This window comes from Bacteroides parvus, from assembly GCF_017309675.2.
GTDB classification, from domain to species: domain Bacteria; phylum Bacteroidota; class Bacteroidia; order Bacteroidales; family Bacteroidaceae; genus Bacteroides; species Bacteroides uniformis.
In genome coordinates this window covers 1,958,877-1,975,551 of the sequence record NZ_CP084680.1, presented here as the reverse complement: position 1 = coordinate 1,975,551, position 16,675 = coordinate 1,958,877, and the positions used below count along the sequence as shown (strand labels likewise).

The 16,675-nt window shown below is 47.8% G+C and carries 15 protein-coding genes; 9 read left to right on the top strand and 6 right to left on the bottom strand.

The window, feature by feature from the left end; all coding sequences use genetic code 11:
• Nucleotides 1-10 precede the first annotated feature (10 nt).
• The gene (locus tag JXR92_RS07925) at nucleotides 11-1,279 is read right to left on the bottom strand and encodes a glycosyltransferase family 4 protein (protein WP_008666090.1); all 1,269 of its coding nucleotides are present in this window, start codon (nucleotides 1,277-1,279) and stop codon (nucleotides 11-13) included.
• A 14-nt stretch (nucleotides 1,280-1,293) separates the two neighbouring features.
• Nucleotides 1,294-3,234: a glycogen debranching enzyme N-terminal domain-containing protein gene (locus tag JXR92_RS07920; RefSeq protein ID WP_117601134.1), complete on the bottom strand. Its 1,941-nt coding sequence runs from the start codon at nucleotides 3,232-3,234 to the stop codon at nucleotides 1,294-1,296.
• 170 nt (nucleotides 3,235-3,404) lie between these two features.
• On the opposite strand from JXR92_RS07920, the gene JXR92_RS07915 reads away from it, so the two are divergent.
• A complete protein-coding gene (locus JXR92_RS07915; protein ID WP_117965902.1) occupies nucleotides 3,405-4,088 on the top strand; it encodes a rhomboid family intramembrane serine protease in 684 nt (227 codons plus the stop codon).
• A gap of 82 nt (nucleotides 4,089-4,170) precedes the next feature.
• Nucleotides 4,171-4,833 carry a Crp/Fnr family transcriptional regulator gene (locus tag JXR92_RS07910; RefSeq protein WP_117601136.1) on the top strand — a complete coding sequence of 221 codons (663 nt, stop codon included), beginning with the start codon at nucleotides 4,171-4,173 and terminating at the stop codon, nucleotides 4,831-4,833.
• A 19-nt stretch (nucleotides 4,834-4,852) separates the two neighbouring features.
• Here the strand turns inward: JXR92_RS07910 and JXR92_RS07905 are convergent, their stop codons facing one another.
• The 4 genes from JXR92_RS07905 to mscL form a co-directional block, all read right to left on the bottom strand.
• Nucleotides 4,853-5,545: an SGNH/GDSL hydrolase family protein gene (locus JXR92_RS07905; protein WP_117965899.1), complete on the bottom strand. Its 693-nt coding sequence runs from the start codon at nucleotides 5,543-5,545 to the stop codon at nucleotides 4,853-4,855.
• 81 nt (nucleotides 5,546-5,626) lie between these two features.
• Nucleotides 5,627-6,934, bottom strand: a complete 1,308-nt coding sequence (gene guaA / locus JXR92_RS07900) for a glutamine-hydrolyzing GMP synthase (protein ID WP_117601138.1) — start codon at nucleotides 6,932-6,934, stop codon at nucleotides 5,627-5,629.
• A gap of 39 nt (nucleotides 6,935-6,973) precedes the next feature.
• Nucleotides 6,974-8,527 (bottom strand): glutamine-hydrolyzing GMP synthase, encoded by a 1,554-nt coding sequence (guaA, locus tag JXR92_RS07895; RefSeq protein ID WP_138345097.1) that lies wholly within the window; start codon nucleotides 8,525-8,527, stop codon nucleotides 6,974-6,976.
• A gap of 350 nt (nucleotides 8,528-8,877) precedes the next feature.
• Complete coding sequence (mscL, locus tag JXR92_RS07890; RefSeq protein ID WP_117601141.1) at nucleotides 8,878-9,312, bottom strand: large-conductance mechanosensitive channel protein MscL; 435 nt, start codon at nucleotides 9,310-9,312, stop codon at nucleotides 8,878-8,880.
• 140 nt (nucleotides 9,313-9,452) lie between these two features.
• Here mscL and gap point away from each other — a divergent pair, with 140 nt between their 5' ends.
• The 7 genes from gap (at nucleotide 9,453) to JXR92_RS07855 (ending at nucleotide 16,658) form a co-directional block, all read left to right on the top strand.
• Nucleotides 9,453-10,463: a type I glyceraldehyde-3-phosphate dehydrogenase gene (gene gap, locus JXR92_RS07885; protein WP_117601142.1), complete on the top strand. Its 1,011-nt coding sequence runs from the start codon at nucleotides 9,453-9,455 to the stop codon at nucleotides 10,461-10,463.
• 140 nt (nucleotides 10,464-10,603) lie between these two features.
• Nucleotides 10,604-12,661 (top strand): M3 family metallopeptidase, encoded by a 2,058-nt coding sequence (locus tag JXR92_RS07880; protein WP_138345095.1) that lies wholly within the window; start codon nucleotides 10,604-10,606, stop codon nucleotides 12,659-12,661.
• Nucleotides 12,658-13,182 (top strand): DUF4847 family protein, encoded by a 525-nt coding sequence (locus JXR92_RS07875; RefSeq protein ID WP_138345094.1) that lies wholly within the window; start codon nucleotides 12,658-12,660, stop codon nucleotides 13,180-13,182. The genes JXR92_RS07880 and JXR92_RS07875 overlap by 4 nt, the downstream gene beginning before the upstream one ends.
• A gap of 12 nt (nucleotides 13,183-13,194) precedes the next feature.
• Nucleotides 13,195-13,635 carry a dCMP deaminase family protein gene (locus JXR92_RS07870; RefSeq protein WP_022401703.1) on the top strand — a complete coding sequence of 147 codons (441 nt, stop codon included), beginning with the start codon at nucleotides 13,195-13,197 and terminating at the stop codon, nucleotides 13,633-13,635.
• A 68-nt stretch (nucleotides 13,636-13,703) separates the two neighbouring features.
• A complete protein-coding gene (locus JXR92_RS07865) occupies nucleotides 13,704-15,443 on the top strand; it encodes a S41 family peptidase (RefSeq protein WP_117601145.1) in 1,740 nt (579 codons plus the stop codon).
• Nucleotides 15,361-15,891, top strand: a complete 531-nt coding sequence (locus JXR92_RS07860) for a 5-formyltetrahydrofolate cyclo-ligase (protein ID WP_119961254.1) — start codon at nucleotides 15,361-15,363, stop codon at nucleotides 15,889-15,891. Before JXR92_RS07865 ends, JXR92_RS07860 begins: the two co-directional genes overlap by 83 nt.
• Entirely contained in the window at nucleotides 15,888-16,658 is a 771-nt protein-coding gene (locus JXR92_RS07855) for a histidinol-phosphatase (RefSeq protein WP_138345092.1), read from the top strand. The genes JXR92_RS07860 and JXR92_RS07855 overlap by 4 nt, the downstream gene beginning before the upstream one ends.
• Nucleotides 16,659-16,675 lie beyond the last annotated feature (17 nt).

Here is a 16,675-nt window from a genome sequence, read left to right as displayed (position 1 = left end):
ATTGTTTTTGTTATTTACCATAGTTTCTTAACACATCCTCATAGAGGGCGCGGATTCTCAAGCCTACTTTTTCCCACGTGATTCCATCCACTTCCTTCTTGCCTTCCTCCTGCAGATATTGGAAGAGAGCGGGATTAGTGCAGAGAGAGTAAATGGCATCGGCCATTGCATGAATGTCCCAATAATCGGTCTTGATGACCTTATCAAGAATTTCACCGCATCCCGACTGCTTTGAAATGATGGAAGGAGTTCCACACTGCATAGCTTCCAGCGGAGCAATACCGAAAGGTTCGGAAACGGAAGGCATAACGAATACATCACTGTTCTTATAAACCTCATATACCTGCTTTCCCTTCATGAAGCCCGGGAAATGGAACCGGTCGGCGATGCCCCGCTCGGCTGCCAGATTAATCATGGCATCCATCATATCTCCCGAACCGGCCATAACAAAGCGGATGTTACGGGCACGCTGCAATACCAGTGAAGCAGCTTCCACAAAGTATTCCGGTCCCTTTTGCATGGTGATGCGGCCAAGGAATGTCACAATCTTCTCTTTGGAATGGTCGGGACGTGGAATGTCCTGGTATTCCTGCGAGAGAGGATAGACGGCATTGTGCATGGCAAACACCTTCTTGGGATTCTGATGGTACTGCTCAATAACCGTGCGACGGGTCAGTTCGGACACGCACATGATGCAGTCGGCATAATCCATACCGTTCTTCTCCATAGAATAGACGGTAGGATTGACTTTTCCACGTGAACGGTCAAAGTCCGTAGCATGCACATGGATGCAGAGCGGCTTTCCGCTCACCATCTTGGCATGCACTCCGGCAGGATACGTCAGCCAGTCGTGGGCATGAATAATATCAAATTCCTGCTGGCGAGCCACTACTCCGGCAATCACCGAGAAGTTGTTTATCTCTTCGTGCAGGTTGCCGGGATAACCGCCGGCAAAGTCCATGCAGCCTATGTCATTGACGTGCATATAAGAGAAATCCGAATAGATATGGTCGCGGAAAGAATAATAATCTTCCGGCGTCATGTTGCGCGTCAGCCTCGACTTCAAATAATTGTAATCGACATCACGCCACACGATAGGCACCTGGTTCATGCCTACTATCTTCAAGAAGTCCTCTTCTTCACCCGTCGGCTTGGGCATGCAGAAAGTAGTTTCCACATCGCCCTGCAAACTTAATCCTTTAGTTATTCCATAAGAAGCAACCGCAAGACCACCATATATTTTGGGAGGAAATTCCCATCCAAACATTAAAACTTTCATCTTCGTTCCTCCTTTTATAAATTATACTTAGACAATAACTTCAAGATACGCAGGATTTCTGCCGTATTCATGGCAAATGACACCGCCCCTCTTCCTACAAACGGAGGATTACCATCGAAGAGTTCGGGCAATGCGCCAATACAATGGGAAGTCATTTCATCTTCCATACCGATGAGGTATCTTTCTACAAACGACACGCCACTCACTTTATAGATACGCAGATATGCTTCCATGTAAAAACCCATCAGCCACGGCCATGCCGTACCCTGATGATAGGCATAATCTCTTTGAATCTGAGGACCTACATAATTCGGATTGTATCCGCCACTCTTGGGGCTCAGTGTACGCAAACCCTTCGGAGTCAACAGTTCTTTCGTCACAATATCGAGTACCTGCTTTTTCTGGGCCCTATCCAACGGAGAATAGTCAAAAGCAACAGTAAATATCATGTTGGGACGTACACTCCAATCCATCATATAACCATCCACATAGTCAAACAGATAGCCATACTCATTGCGGAATACGTCTACGAAAGACTTTCCGGTAACTTCTGCCTGAGCGTCCAGTGTATCAGCAAGAATTTCATTGCCTCCCTCCCGCACCATATCGGCTACAAAACGCAGGGCATTGTACCACAGTGCATTCACTTCCACAATATAGCCCGTACGCGGAATAACCGGACGGCCATTGGCGGTAGAGTTCATCCAGGTAACCGCTTTCTCGGTACCATTGGTATACAACAATCCATTTTCGTGCAGGAAGAGATTGCCATGCCTGCGTTCACGGATATAGTCAACAATCTCTTCAAGGAGATTACCGTACATCTGCCGGCAATTTTCACGCGAAGTCTCCTTAGCATACTGCTGTAAAGCCCAGACAGCCCACAGTAGCACATCCGGATGCTCCATCTCGTATATCTTATAGGAAGAAGGTTCTCCATTGATAAATTCACGGATAGCCTTTTCGGCTGTTTTCATCACGTCTTCAAATTCATCTTGTTCGCCTAAGGCCAAAGTAAGACCCGGCAGGGAGATGAACAAGTCACGGGCACGGCACTTGAACCAAGGATAACCTGCAAGCACATAATGCTCCTCTCCCTGCTTGTTGTGGAACTGGTGCGCCGAGTTTTTCAGACAGTGGTAAAAGCTGTCACGCGGAGTGCGGTCGGCCACCTCGGACTCAAAAGTCTGCTTCAGCTTGCGGGGGGAAATCTCGGAAATACCGGCGGAGAAGACAACGCTTTCCCCTTTCTTTATATCAACTTCAAAATATCCCGGCACATAAAGGTCTTCATTGAAGTCATATCCGCGTTCCTGTTCTTTAGGATACTCAATACCACGATACCAGTCAGGCTGGAAGTGGAACTCATTCTTTTTGTTGAGCTGCATGAACAACTCCGGATAACCAGGATACATGCAGGTTTTAATGCCATTCTCTACCAACTGATAGTCGCGGCTTGCCTGCGCATTTTCGTGCGTGTACTCGCGCACACTGCGGAATGCCAGGAAAGGGCGGAATCTGAGTGTAGTTGCCGAATGGGCATCGACCAAGGTATAACGAATCAGAATCCGATTTTCATGATGTACGAAAATCTTTTCTTTACGAAGGATGACACCTCCTACACGATAGGTAGTTGTGGGGATATTTTCACAGTCGAACTCTCGAATGTACTTGTGTCCGTTAGGACTGAAGTGGTTCCCTTGATACTTATGCAACCCCAGGTTGAACTCCGCACCGTGCTGAATTACAGTTTCATCCAAAGAAGACAGCAGCACATGGTTTTCATCATCAAGGTTGGGGACCGGTATCACCAACAGACCGTGATATTTGCGTGTGTTACAATCTACAATTGTTGTACAATGATAGGCTCCCGACCTATTCGTCCGCAATATCTCCCTTGGCAAAGATTCTTGCAGATTAATCATCAGGGTCTTGTCAAATCGTAAATAACTCATAGTTGTGCATTATTTAAAGGTTAATTATTTCGGTATATGCGCTACAAGCCATGTAGCGATGCCCAAAAATACGAATTAAAGCTTATAGGCAAAATAAAAAGTCAGTTTTTTTTCGGTTTTCGTCAAATATTCCGTAGTATTGTACAAAAATAGCAATCACTGTACGAAATATGAAGCATGATATACGCAGAATGGCATTGGCGGCGGTTATACCCCTATTCCTGCTATTCATTTTATACATTTTGAAGTTTTTGGAGATAGGCATGGACTGGAACTTCACACAACTGGGAGTATATCCGATGGAACAGCGGGGTATGTTCGGAATTTTCGCACATCCACTGGTGCACAGCAGCTTCAAGCATCTGCTCGCCAATACGATTCCACTCTTTTTCCTGATGTGGTGTCTGTTCTATTTCTACCGCCATATAGCCCCCTACATTTTCTTTGCCATTTGGATAGGATGCGGTACACTTACCTTTCTTATAGGGAAACCGGGATGGCATATCGGAGCCAGTGGCATTATATACGGACTGGCTTTCTTTCTGTTCTTCAGCGGCATACTGCGCAAACATGTACCGCTTATCGCCATTTCACTGTTGATAACGTTCCTATATGGCGGCCTGGTATGGAATATGTTCCCACAATTTGCAAAGGCCACCACTTCTTGGGAAGGACACCTTAGCGGAGCCATAGCAGGCACGCTATGCGCCATATGCTTTATGGGATACGGACCACAACGGCCTGATCCGTTTGCCGGAGAGGAGGAAGAGGAAGACACGGAAGAAGAGGATTCAGAAAAAGAGGATTCGGACCACAAGGCAGAAGAGGACAACAGCACGTTTAAGAAACAATAAAAAAAACAAAAAGAGGGGCAAAGAGTTTACAGTACACCTTGATAATGTCTACTTTTGTTTCAAAACAAGAAGAAAAAGCATCATGAATACAATGTTTGATACATTATTGCAACTGCCACTCTTTCAAGGACTCGCACAAGAAGACTTTACCAATATCCTAGGAAAAGTCAAGCTGAACTTTACAAAGCATAAAGCCGGCGAAGTTATCGTGAAAGCCGGTGACACATGCAGTCAACTGATATTCGTATTGAAAGGTGAAATCTCCTCATGTACTTCATCCGCTAATACCTCATACAGCTTCACGGAATATTTTCAAGCGCCTTATGTCATCGAGCCACAATCCCTATTCGGGATGAGCACCTCCTATGTCTCGACCTATACCGCCCAAACTGAGACCCACACTGTTAGCATAAGCAAGGCTTTCGTCATGAGCGAATTGTTTAAATATGATATATTCCGCCTGAATTACATGAATATCATCAGCAACCGCGCGCAAAGTCTGAGCAACCGCCTTTGGGCAGAAAACACCGACAACCTTGAAAGACGTATCGGCAACTTTATCCTAACACACATCGAACGTCCGGCAGGCAGGAAAACGCTGAAAATAAAAATGGAAGAACTGGCCCAGGTGGTCAATGATACCCGCGTGGGAGTATCGAGAGCGCTGAACAGCATGCAGGAGAAAGGTCTGCTCGAACTGCACAGAGGCGAGATGATGATTCCCAACGCAGAAAAACTCTTATAACCACCTGAACCGAGATTTCCTACAACACCTTGTCTATCACTTTCTTTATCAAGGATTCCATCACTTTATACCCTTCCAGAGTGGGGTGTACCCCGTCCTTAGTATACAAGGGGTTCAAGGCGTTATTGCCGTCTTCCGCCTCTACCATCTCACTGTAATAGTCGACATAAGGAATCTTGTTCTCCTTAGCATATGCCCGTATTCTGGCATTCAGCTGCATTATCTTTTGCGGAGCATCCTTCACCGAAGAATTCCAGCCAAAAGCAGCGGCAGGCAACACAGATGTCAAAATCACCTTTATCTTATTAGCCCGTGCCAACTCAACCATAGACACTATATTTCCAAAAGTGTATTCTTCATTATAAGCGCCTGCATTTTCCGCTACGTCATTGGTACCTGCATTTATCACGACCAGCGCCGGAGCAAGCTTGATGACATCCTCACGAAAACGGAGCAGGAAATGGGAAGAAGTCTGCCCACTTATACCACGGCCCACATAGCCATTTTTTTCAAAGAAAGCGGCATCATTTGCCACCCATCCTTCTGTGATTGAGTTGCCCATAAAAACCACCCGGTCCTTTTGCTTTCCCTTCCGTACCAGTTCCTTATTTGCCTCTGCATAACGTTTCAAATTTCCCCAATCCTGCTTCTGCGCGTCAGAGGCTACCCAAGGTATGCACAAAAAGACAGCAATCATACATAAAAGTTTCATTGTTCTATTCTTTGTTGTTTTTGTCATAAAAAAACAGCCCCACCATTTTTAAGGTGAGGCTATCATTATCATTGGCCAGTCTCACTCCCACTCGATTGTCGCATTGGGTTTCGGAGACATATCGTAGCAAACACGGTTGACGGTCTTCACTTCCTTGAGGATACGGTCTGTAATCTTCATCAGGATGGGCCAGTCTACCGGCTCGACGGTAGCGGTCATAGCATCCACCGTATTGACGGCACGGATAATGACGGGCCAGTCGAAAGAGCGCGCATTGTCGCGTACACCTACAGATTTGAAATCGGGCACCACAGTGAAATACTGCCATACCTTCTTATCCAGGCCTGCCAATTGGAATTCCTCACGCAGAATGGCATCCGACTCGCGTACAGCCTCCAAACGGTCGCGGGTAATGGCTCCCAGACAACGCACTCCCAATCCGGGACCGGGGAACGGTTGACGGTAAACCATCTCGTACGGCAATCCAAGCTCTACACCGCATGCACGTACTTCGTCCTTGAACAACTGGCGCAACGGCTCCACCAGTTCAAATTGCAAATCCTCGGGCAGACCGCCTACGTTGTGATGAGACTTCACCATCTTGGCTGTTTTTGTACCACTCTCTACAATGTCGGGATAGATGGTACCCTGTCCAAGGAAGTCGATGCCGTCCAGCTTACGGGCTTCTTCCTCAAAGACGCGGATAAACTCTCCGCCGATAATCTTGCGCTTCTGTTCGGGGTCGGCCACGTTTTCAAGCTTGGAGAGGAAACGGTCTGTGGCATCCACGTATATCAAGTTAGCCTTCAGCTCCTTGCCAAAGATTTCCACCACGGCTTCCGATTCGCCCTTACGCATCAACCCGTGGTTCACGTGTACGCAAACCAGCTTGTCGCCGATAGCTTTCAGCAGCAAAGCAGCCACCACGGAGCTATCCACACCACCGGACAGTGCCAGCAGCACCTTACGGTCGCCTACCTGACGGCGTATCAATTCTATCTGGTCGTTGACGAAATTCGTCATGTTCCAATTAGCCTCAGCCTTACAAGTATCGAATACGAAAGATTTCACAGCATCCTTGATGGCTTCCACATCATCCGTAAACTGCGGCAGCTTCACTTCACACAACGCCTTGTCGTGTCCGGCGGCCATCACGGGGAACCCTGCTTCGTAAATCTCGGGCAATACATCGATAGATACCCCATCAACCACATTATTGGGACCACCGTTGATGATGATACCTTTCACATTCGGCAAAGCCTTCAGTTCGGCAGCGGTAATATCGTGCGGGTATATTTCGCTATATACTCCCAACGCACGAATCGCTCTGGCAAGCACTGTGTTCTCATGGCTTCCCAAATCCAGAATCACAATCATATCCTGCTTCATTCTTCTATATTGTTTTTAAGTTAATAATTTCAGTCGGTCTTATTCCCATTCTATTGTGCTGGGCGGTTTTGAAGAGATGTCATAGGTTACGCGGTTCACACCTTTCACTTTATTAATAATGTCGTTGGACACCTTGCCCAGAAATTCGTAGGGCAGATGCGCCCAGTCGGCCGTCATGGCATCGGTGGAAGTAACAGCACGCAAGGCCACCGCACGTTCATAGGTACGTTCGTCACCCATCACGCCCACACTCTGTACGGGCAGAAGAATGACGCCCGCCTGCCAGACCTGATGGTAGAGCGATGTCTCGTTGCCGGCGGCATCCTTCACTTTCCAATCACGCAAGCCCTGGATGAAAATATCGTCGGCTTCCTGCAAGGTCTGTACTTTCTCTCGTGTTATATCCCCCAGAATGCGGACAGCCAGTCCCGGGCCAGGGAAAGGATGACGAGTAATCAGATGTTCGGGCATTCCCAATTCGCGTCCTACGCGGCGTACTTCGTCCTTGAACAGCCACTGCAACGGCTCGCACAGACGGAGGTTCATCTCCTCGGGCAGACCGCCCACGTTGTGATGGCTTTTGATGGTCTTGCCCGTAATGTTCAAGCTCTCGATGCGGTCGGGATAAATGGTGCCTTGTGCCAACCAACGGGCATCGGTAATTTTGTGCGCCTCGGCATCGAAGACTTCGATGAAATCGCGGCCGATGATTTTACGCTTCTGCTCAGGCTCGGTCACTCCCTTCAAATCCTTGAAGAACTTCTCACTGGCATCCACACCAATCACATTCAACCCCAGACACTCGTAGTCGTGCATCACATTCTTGAACTCATTCTTGCGAAGCAGTCCGTGGTCTACAAAGATGCAGGTCAGGTTCTTACCGATGGCACGATGCAGCAACACGGCGGCTACCGAAGAGTCTACACCGCCACTCAGTCCCAAGATAACGCGATCGTTGCCAAGCTGCTCCTTCAGTTCGGCCACAGTGGTATCTACAAACGATGCGGCGCTCCAGCTTTGACTGCAACCGCAGACGTCTACCACGAAGTTGCGTAGCATCTGCGTACCATCCTCGCTATGAAACACTTCCGGATGGAACTGCACTCCCCATACCTCCTCGCCGGACACCTGGTAAGCAGCAATCGCTACCTTGTCCGTAGAAGCTATAATCTTGAAATTGTCGGGAATGGCTGTAATCGTGTCTCCGTGGCTCATCCATACTTGGGTATTCTTCCTTACCCCTTTGAAAAGGACATTCTCCGAATCGAAAGAACCGAGATGGGCACGTCCGTACTCGCGGGTTCCTGCCGGCTCCACCCGTCCACCGTTGCTGTAGGAGATAAACTGTGCACCGTAGCAGATACCCAGAATGGGATATTTCCCACGAATCCCGCTCAAATCTACCTTGAATGCACTCTTATCATAAACAGAAAAGGGGCTACCCGAAAGGATAACTCCTTTTACACTCTCATCTCCGTATGGAAATTTGTTGTAAGGTACAATCTCGCAATAGACATTCAGTTCGCGCAACCGGCGGCCTATGAGCTGCGTGGTTTGCGAACCGAAATCAAGAATAATAATCTTCTCTTGCATATAAATCCGTATAGACTTTAATAAATGATTTGCAAAAGTAGAAAAAGTAAAGGAATTATTAGGGATAATGTGACAGAAAAACGCTTTTTTACTAAAAACAGCTTTAAATTCAGGCAAACACTATCCACAAATATACGAAAAGCTATTCTCACCACAGCCGTGTTGTTTTCTTACCACAGCTATGCAACTTGCTTACCACAGCAATGTTATTTTCTTACCACAGCTGTGGTAAGATTATTGCTTAGCACAAAAAGGAACAGTTTCCGGCAGTGTCGGGAAGAGTTAAAGGTACCAATGTAATTAATATGCCAACCGGCACATTAACCACATTATGAAGTTCTGCTTCGATATTACTTTTCTTTCAGCAAGTCACGGATTTCGGTCAGCAGCACCTCTTCCTTGCTCGGTACGGGGGGAGCCGGAGGAACGGCAGGCGCCTCTTCTTTCTTCTTTTCAGTCAGTTTGGTCAACAACTTTATAAACATGAAGATAGAGAATGCTATAATCAGAAAGTCGAAAGTGACCTGCAAGAAATTACCGTAATTCAAGGTCACGGCAGCAACCTCTTTCCCATCCACCATTTCGGCAGGTTTCAGCACCCACTTCAAGTCTGTAAAGTTGACACCGCCCACCAGTAACCCGATAGGAGGCATAATCACATCTGCCACGATGGAAGAGACGATTTTTCCAAATGCCCCACCGATAATCACACCGACGGCCATGTCTATCACATTGCCCTTCATGGCAAAAGCCTTAAATTCCTGTAAAAATGAACTTTTTCCCATCTTTTCAATTATTTAATTATGATTTTGGTTACGAATATAAAAACATTTTCTTACTTTTGCACCGCAAATCAGAAAGAAATGCAATTAGTAAGCGAAAGTTTATTTTTAAACATTATAAAACCCTTAAAAGTTTAAACAAAATGATTAAAGTAGGTATTAATGGATTCGGACGTATCGGACGTTTCGTATTCCGCGCTGCAATGAAGAGAAACGATATTCAGATCGTAGGTATCAACGACCTTTGCCCGGTAGACTACTTGGCTTACATGCTGAAGTATGACACTATGCACGGTCAATTCGACGGTACTATCGAAGCTGACGTTGAAAACAGCAAATTGATCGTTAACGGTCAGGCTATCCGCATCACTGCAGAAAAAAATCCGGCTGACTTGAAATGGAACGAAGTAGAGGCAGAATACGTTGTTGAATCTACTGGCTTGTTCCTGAGCAAAGACAAAGCTCAAGCTCACATCGAAGCTGGCGCAAAATATGTTGTAATGTCTGCTCCTTCTAAGGACGACACTCCGATGTTCGTTTGCGGTGTTAACGAAAAGACTTACGTTAAGGGTACTCAATTCGTATCTAACGCTTCTTGTACTACTAACTGCTTGGCTCCTATCGCTAAGGTATTGAACGACAAATGGGGTATCACTGACGGTTTGATGACTACTGTTCACTCTACAACTGCTACTCAGAAGACAGTTGACGGTCCTTCTATGAAAGACTGGAGAGGTGGTCGTGCTGCTTCTGGCAACATTATCCCGTCTTCTACCGGTGCTGCTAAGGCTGTAGGTAAAGTTATCCCGGCATTGAACGGTAAACTGACTGGTATGTCTATGCGTGTTCCGACTTTGGACGTATCTGTAGTTGACTTGACAGTTAACTTGGCTAAGCCCGCTACTTACGCTGAAATCTGCGCTGCCATGAAGGAAGCTTCTGAAGGCGAATTGAAGGGTGTTCTGGGTTACACTGAAGATGCAGTTGTTTCTTCTGACTTCTTGGGTGACACTCGCACTTCTATCTTCGACGCTAAGGCTGGTATCGCTTTGACTGATACTTTCGTTAAGGTTGTATCTTGGTATGATAACGAAATCGGTTATTCTAACAAGGTTCTTGACCTGATTGCTCACATGGCATCAGTTAACTGCTAATATACAGTTAGAAAATAATAAAAAATAGGTGGCTTCTGCAGAAGTCGCCTATTTTTTTTGCAATTTTGCAGCTAGTACGTTTTTTATCAGCTTCTTTAATGATGATGAAGATTATACTAACTCTAATATTGCTTTGCTTTATGAACACTATATCGTCTCAAAATCCTTTTTTTGAAACATACTCCACGCCACACGGCACTGTCCCGTTCGACAAGATTAAGACCGGAGACTATGTACCCGCCATCCACGAAGGCATCCGCCGCCAGAATGCGGAAATAGATGCCATCATCCGCAATCCGGAAGTCCCGACATTTGCCAACACAGTGCTGGCCTATGAGAAGTCCGGCGAAATGCTCCACCGTGTCGGTACCGTATTCGGCAATCTGCTCAGCGCAGAAACGAACGATGACCTGCAGGAACTGGCCAAGGAAATCATGCCTATGATGAGCGAGCATGAAAACGACATCAGCCTGAACGAAGAGCTGTTTGCACGCATCAAAGCGGTTTACGAGCAGCAAGACAAAGAGACGCTGAACCCGGAACAGCACAAGCTGCTGGAAGATATTTACAATGGCTTTGTACGCAATGGAGCCAACCTCCAGGGAGAAGCCAAGGAGAAATACCGGGCTTTATGCAAAGAGCTCAGTCTGCTGACGCTGCAGTTCAGTGAAAACAACCTGAAAGAAACGAACGACTACAAGCTTGTCATCACCGACAAGTCACAACTGGCCGGGCTACCCGAGAGCGCGGTAGAAGCCGCTGCAGAGACAGCCGGGGAAAAAGGCGTCGAAGGCTGGGTATTCACCTTGCAGGCTCCCAGCTATGGCCCTTTCCTGACCTACGCAGACAGCCGTGACCTGCGCCGTGAGCTATATATGGCCTACAATACGAAGTGTACGCATGACAACGCCAGCAATAACCTGGAAATTGTAAAGAAACTGGCCAATGTCCGTATGGAGATTGCCCAACTCCTAGGCTATGACAACTTCGCCGAATACAACCTCCAGGAGCGCATGGCACAAAACAGTGAGTCCGTGTATAAGCTGCTGGACCAACTGCTGGAGGCTTACACGCCTACCGCCAAACAAGAATATGCAGAAGTGCAAGCCCTGGCACGCCAAGCGGAAGGAGAAGACTTCGTCGTGATGCCGTGGGACTGGGCGTACTATTCCCATAAACTGAAAGACCGGAAGTTCAATATCGACGATGAGCTGCTCCGCCCTTACTTTGAGCTGAACAACGTGAAGGAAGGTGTATTCAGCCTGGCAACCAGACTGTATGGCATCACCTTCAAGAAGAACCCAAATATTCCCGTTTATCACAAGGATGTGGACGCCTACGAGGTATTCGACAAAGACGGAAAATTCCTGGCTGTGTTCTATACCGACTTCCACCCCCGGGCAGGCAAGCGCTCGGGAGCCTGGATGACCAGCTACAAGGAGCAGTGGATTGACGAGAAGACCGGCGAGAACAGCCGTCCCCACATATCCATCGTGATGAACTTCACCAAACCGACACAAGACAAACCCGCCCTATTGACCTTCGGTGAAGTAGAAACCTTCCTGCACGAATTCGGACACAGCCTGCATGGTATGTTTGCCAATTCCACCTACGGAAGCCTGAGTGGGACCAATGTGTATTGGGACTTTGTGGAACTCCCCTCCCAATTCATGGAGAACTTCGCTATCGAAAAGGAATTCCTGCATACGTTTGCCCGCCATTACCAAACCGGTGAACTGATACCGGACGAACTGGTACAGCGCATTGTGGATTCCTCCAACTTCAACGCGGCATACGCCTGCCTCCGCCAGGTTAGCTTCGGCCTGCTTGATATGGCTTGGTACACACGTAACACCCCGTTTGAAGGTGACGTGAAAGCCTATGAAAAGAAGGCTTGGGAAAAAGCACAGATTCTGCCTTCTGTGGCAGAAGCCTGCATGAGCACACAATTCTCCCATATCTTTTCCGGAGGATATTCTGCCGGATACTATAGTTATAAGTGGGCAGAGGTGCTGGATGCAGATGCATTCTCGCTATTCAAGCAGACGGGCATCTTCAACCCTGAGACTGCCGCCTCCTTCCGAGAGAATATCCTTTCCAAAGGTGGAACGGAACATCCGATGACGCTCTATAAACGCTTCCGCGGACAAGAGCCTACAATCGACGCATTATTAATCAGAAATGGAATAAAGAAATGAAGAGACTTATAAGGAACATCTGTTGCATACTGCTCATGTTGTCGTTGCTTCCCCTGTTAAGCGGTTGCGACAATGAAGACGATGTTGTCGGGATATTCACCGGGAAGACATGGAAGCTCAGCCGACTCACCAATAAAGGCAGCAATGCCCAATTCTATCCAAACCTTTGGAACAACAATGAGGAAGAGATGAAGAAGAGTCTGGACAAGCTATATAATCAGAAAAGTACCTTCACCCTCAATTTTGAAGGTACCGAACTGGATGGAGAACTGATGGGCACCACCGTCAACGGACAAGGCATCAACTCAAGCGTCAACGGCACTTGGAAAGCCGACGGAGCTTCAGGCTCGCTCAGCATCAGCGTAAAGGTTACGGGGTCCGCAGAGAGCGATGCACTGGCCAAGACATTCATCTCCGGACTGCAAAATGTGTACAAGTATGAAGGGGATGCCAATTCACTGACCCTCTATTTTAAAGACGGACCGACAACCAGAGTCATGGGATTCACCCCGCAACGATAAAACATAAATATGATGGACGATTCTACAAAAGACAAACAAGAAGCATTGGACAGGCGTTATATACGTATGGCAAGCATTTGGGCCGAAAATTCGTATTGCCAACGCCGCCAGGTCGGTGCACTGATTGTAAAAGACAAGATGATTATCTCCGACGGCTACAACGGTACTCCTTCCGGTTTTGAGAATGTGTGCGAAGATGAGAACAACGTCACCAAACCATACGTGCTCCATGCCGAAGCAAATGCCATTACCAAAATAGCCCGTTCAAACAACAGCAGTAACGGTGCCACCATGTACGTCACCGCCTCCCCATGCATAGAATGTGCCAAACTGATTATCCAGGCAGGCATCAAACGGGTGGTCTACTCCGAGAAATACCGCCTGGAAGATGGTATCGAACTTTTGAAACGGGCAGGCATCGAGGTGGTATTTATTTCAATGGATAATGGATAATAGAAAGTTGAAAATTGCATGTGCAGCCAAATAGTAAATTGTAAATAGTCTAATAGTAAATAAACATCATGAGTACAAAAAATACTTCCCGCTTTATGCCGCTTATCATCGCAATCAGCGTAGTCGCGGGAATCCTTATCGGAACGTTTTATGCCAGGCATTTTGCCGGTAATAAACTGGGAATCATCAATAGCTCGTCCAACAAGCTGAATGCCTTGCTGCGTGTTATTGACGACCAGTATGTGGATACCGTCAACATGACCGATTTGGTAGAGAAGGCCATGCCACAGATATTGGCGGAACTCGACCCCCACTCCACCTACATCCCCGCACAGAAACTGGAGGAGGTTAATTCCGAACTTGAAGGCAGCTTCAGCGGTATAGGCATCCAGTTCACCATTCAGGAAGACACGATACACGTAAACAGCGTGATTCCCGGCGGACCGTCCGAGAAAGTGGGCCTGATGGCAGGCGACCGCATTGTGATGGTCAACGACAGTCTTTTTGCAGGCAAAGGCCTGACAAACGAAAAGGCTATGCGCAACCTGAAAGGTCCGAAAGGAAGCCAAGTGAAGTTAGGCGTCAAGCGTGCCACGGAAAAGGAGTTGCTCGACTTCACCATCACACGCGGTGACATCCCGCAAAACACCATTGATGCAGCCTATATGCTCGATGATGACTATGGCTATATACAAATCAGCAAATTCGGACGCACCACACACGTGGAGCTGCTGAATGCGATTGCCCAACTGAGCCACGAGAAATGCAAAGGCCTGATTATCGACCTGCGCGACAATACCGGAGGATACATGGAAGCCGCCACGCGCATGGTGAACGAATTCCTGCCGGAAGGAAAGCTGATAGTGTATACCCACGGCCGCAAATATCCCCGTATGGAGGAATATGCCAACGGCACCGGCAGTTGCCAGAAGCTGCCGCTGATAGTATTGGTGAATGAAGGCTCCGCTTCGGCCAGCGAAATCTTTGCGGGCGCCATTCAGGACAATGACCGCGGGACCATTGTAGGACGCCGTTCCTTCGGCAAGGGACTCGTACAGCAACCCATCGACTTCAGCGACGGTTCCGCCATCCGCCTGACCATTGCCCGCTATTACACCCCATCGGGCCGTTGCATCCAGCGTCCCTATGAGAACGGTAAGGACAGCAAATACGAAATGGACTGGATTACCCGTTACGAACACGGCGAGTTCTTCTCCAAAGACAGTATCAAACTGGACGAAAACCTACGTTACTCTACCGGCTTGGGCAGACCCGTATACGGCGGCGGTGGCATTATGCCGGACGTATTCGTTCCGCAAGACACCACCGGAGTATCTTCTTACCTGATAGAAGTAAGCAACAAGGGACTGATTCTGCAATTCAGCTTCCAGTATACCGACCGCAACCGCACGAAATTGAGTGAATACGACAATGAAGAAGACTTGTTGAAGTACCTTCGCCATCAGGGTATTGTGGAACAGTTTGTGCGTTTTGCAGACTCCAAGGGAGTAAAGCGGCGCAACCTGCTTATACACAAGTCTTACAAGCTACTGGAAAGAAGCCTTTACGGCAACATTATCTATAACATACTGGGAAGGGAGCAATACATCCGCTACATCAACCAGAGCGATGCTACCGTCAAGAAGGCATTGGATATTCTGGAACGTGGCGAGGCATTCCCCAAAGCCCCGGAAGCGACACCAATCATAGAGGATACAAAAGATGATGGAAAGGAAAAAAGAACTGCGCAGGCAGGTAGCTTTGTTGAAGACCCGACACAGCTCTTCCACTACGCGTCAGTCTGCTGAAATACTTGCCGCCCTCGAGGCACATCCTGCTTTCAGGGCGGCAACAACCGTACTGCTTTATCACTCTCTCAAAGACGAAGTGGACACACACGAATTTATCCGGAAGTGGAGCCGCGAAAAGCGAATACTGCTTCCGGTAGTTGTAGGCGACGACCTGGAACTGCGGCTGTACACCGGACCGGAAGACCTGAAACCCGGCGCATACGGCATTGAAGAACCAACCGGCGAGCTATTTACCGACTATGCAGACATTGACTTCATAGTAGTTCCCGGTGTCGCATTCGACCGTAACGGCAACCGTCTGGGGCGCGGTAAAGGTTACTACGACCGGCTTCTGCCCCGCATCCCATTAGCCTACAAAGCCGGCATCTGTTTCCCGTTTCAACTCGTAGAAGAAGTTCCTGCGGAACCGTTTGATATACGCATGGATGAAATCATAACGCAATGAAAACTAATTATCACACGCACACCACACGCTGCATGCATGCCACCGGAGATGATGAAGACTATGTGCTCAGTGCCATCAAAGGCGGTTACCGGATACTCGGATTTTCGGACCACACTCCCTGGAAATACCGTACTGACTACGTAGCCGACATGCGGATGCTCCCCGAAGAGCTTCCCGGCTACGTGGAGAGTCTTAAGACGCTCCGTGAGAAATACCACGACCGGATAGACATCAGAATAGGACTTGAATGTGAATACTTCCCCCAATATATCCATTGGCTGAAAGAACAAATCAAGAAGTACCAACTGGACTATATCATCTTCGGAAACCATCACTACCACACTGATGAAAAGTTCCCCTACTTCGGCCATCATACGGACAGCCGCGATATGCTCGACCTTTACGAAGAGAGCGCCATCGAAGGTATGGAAAGCGGATTATTCTCTTGCCTTGCCCATCCGGACTTGTTCATGCGTTCCTATCCGAGATTCGACCACCATTGCACTACCATCAGCCGGCACATCTGCCGCACTGCTGCACGCCTGAATGTCCCGTTGGAATACAATATAGGCTATGTAGCCTACAATGAAGCGCACAGCTTATCCACCTACCCATGCCCGGAATTCTGGCGAATCGCTGCCAATGAAGGCTGTACAGCTATCATCGGACTGGATGCGCATGACAACAAGGATTTGGAAACTCCGATGTATTATGACCGGGCAGTCCAGGAATTGAAAGAACTGAAGATTGAAAGAACTGAAGATTGAAAGAATAGATGAGCTGA

Bases quoted from the DNA above. Each gene is read 5' to 3' on its own strand.
- JXR92_RS07925 (WP_008666090.1), bottom strand. From the start codon at position 1,279: ATGAAAGTTTTAATGTTTGGATGGGAATTTCCTCCCAAAATATATGGT.
- JXR92_RS07920 (WP_117601134.1), bottom strand. From the start codon at position 3,234: ATGAGTTATTTACGATTTGACAAGACCCTGATGATTAATCTGCAAGAA.
- JXR92_RS07915 (WP_117965902.1), top strand. From the start codon at position 3,405: ATGAAGCATGATATACGCAGAATGGCATTGGCGGCGGTTATACCCCTA.
- JXR92_RS07910 (WP_117601136.1), top strand. From the start codon at position 4,171: ATGAATACAATGTTTGATACATTATTGCAACTGCCACTCTTTCAAGGA.
- JXR92_RS07905 (WP_117965899.1), bottom strand. From the start codon at position 5,545: ATGAAACTTTTATGTATGATTGCTGTCTTTTTGTGCATACCTTGGGTA.
- guaA (WP_117601138.1), bottom strand. From the start codon at position 6,934: ATGAAGCAGGATATGATTGTGATTCTGGATTTGGGAAGCCATGAGAAC.
- guaA (WP_138345097.1), bottom strand. From the start codon at position 8,527: ATGCAAGAGAAGATTATTATTCTTGATTTCGGTTCGCAAACCACGCAG.
- mscL (WP_117601141.1), bottom strand. From the start codon at position 9,312: ATGGGAAAAAGTTCATTTTTACAGGAATTTAAGGCTTTTGCCATGAAG.
- gap (WP_117601142.1), top strand. From the start codon at position 9,453: ATGATTAAAGTAGGTATTAATGGATTCGGACGTATCGGACGTTTCGTA.
- JXR92_RS07880 (WP_138345095.1), top strand. From the start codon at position 10,604: ATGAACACTATATCGTCTCAAAATCCTTTTTTTGAAACATACTCCACG.
- JXR92_RS07875 (WP_138345094.1), top strand. From the start codon at position 12,658: ATGAAGAGACTTATAAGGAACATCTGTTGCATACTGCTCATGTTGTCG.
- JXR92_RS07870 (WP_022401703.1), top strand. From the start codon at position 13,195: ATGGACGATTCTACAAAAGACAAACAAGAAGCATTGGACAGGCGTTAT.
- JXR92_RS07865 (WP_117601145.1), top strand. From the start codon at position 13,704: ATGAGTACAAAAAATACTTCCCGCTTTATGCCGCTTATCATCGCAATC.
- JXR92_RS07860 (WP_119961254.1), top strand. From the start codon at position 15,361: ATGGAAAGGAAAAAAGAACTGCGCAGGCAGGTAGCTTTGTTGAAGACC.
- JXR92_RS07855 (WP_138345092.1), top strand. From the start codon at position 15,888: ATGAAAACTAATTATCACACGCACACCACACGCTGCATGCATGCCACC.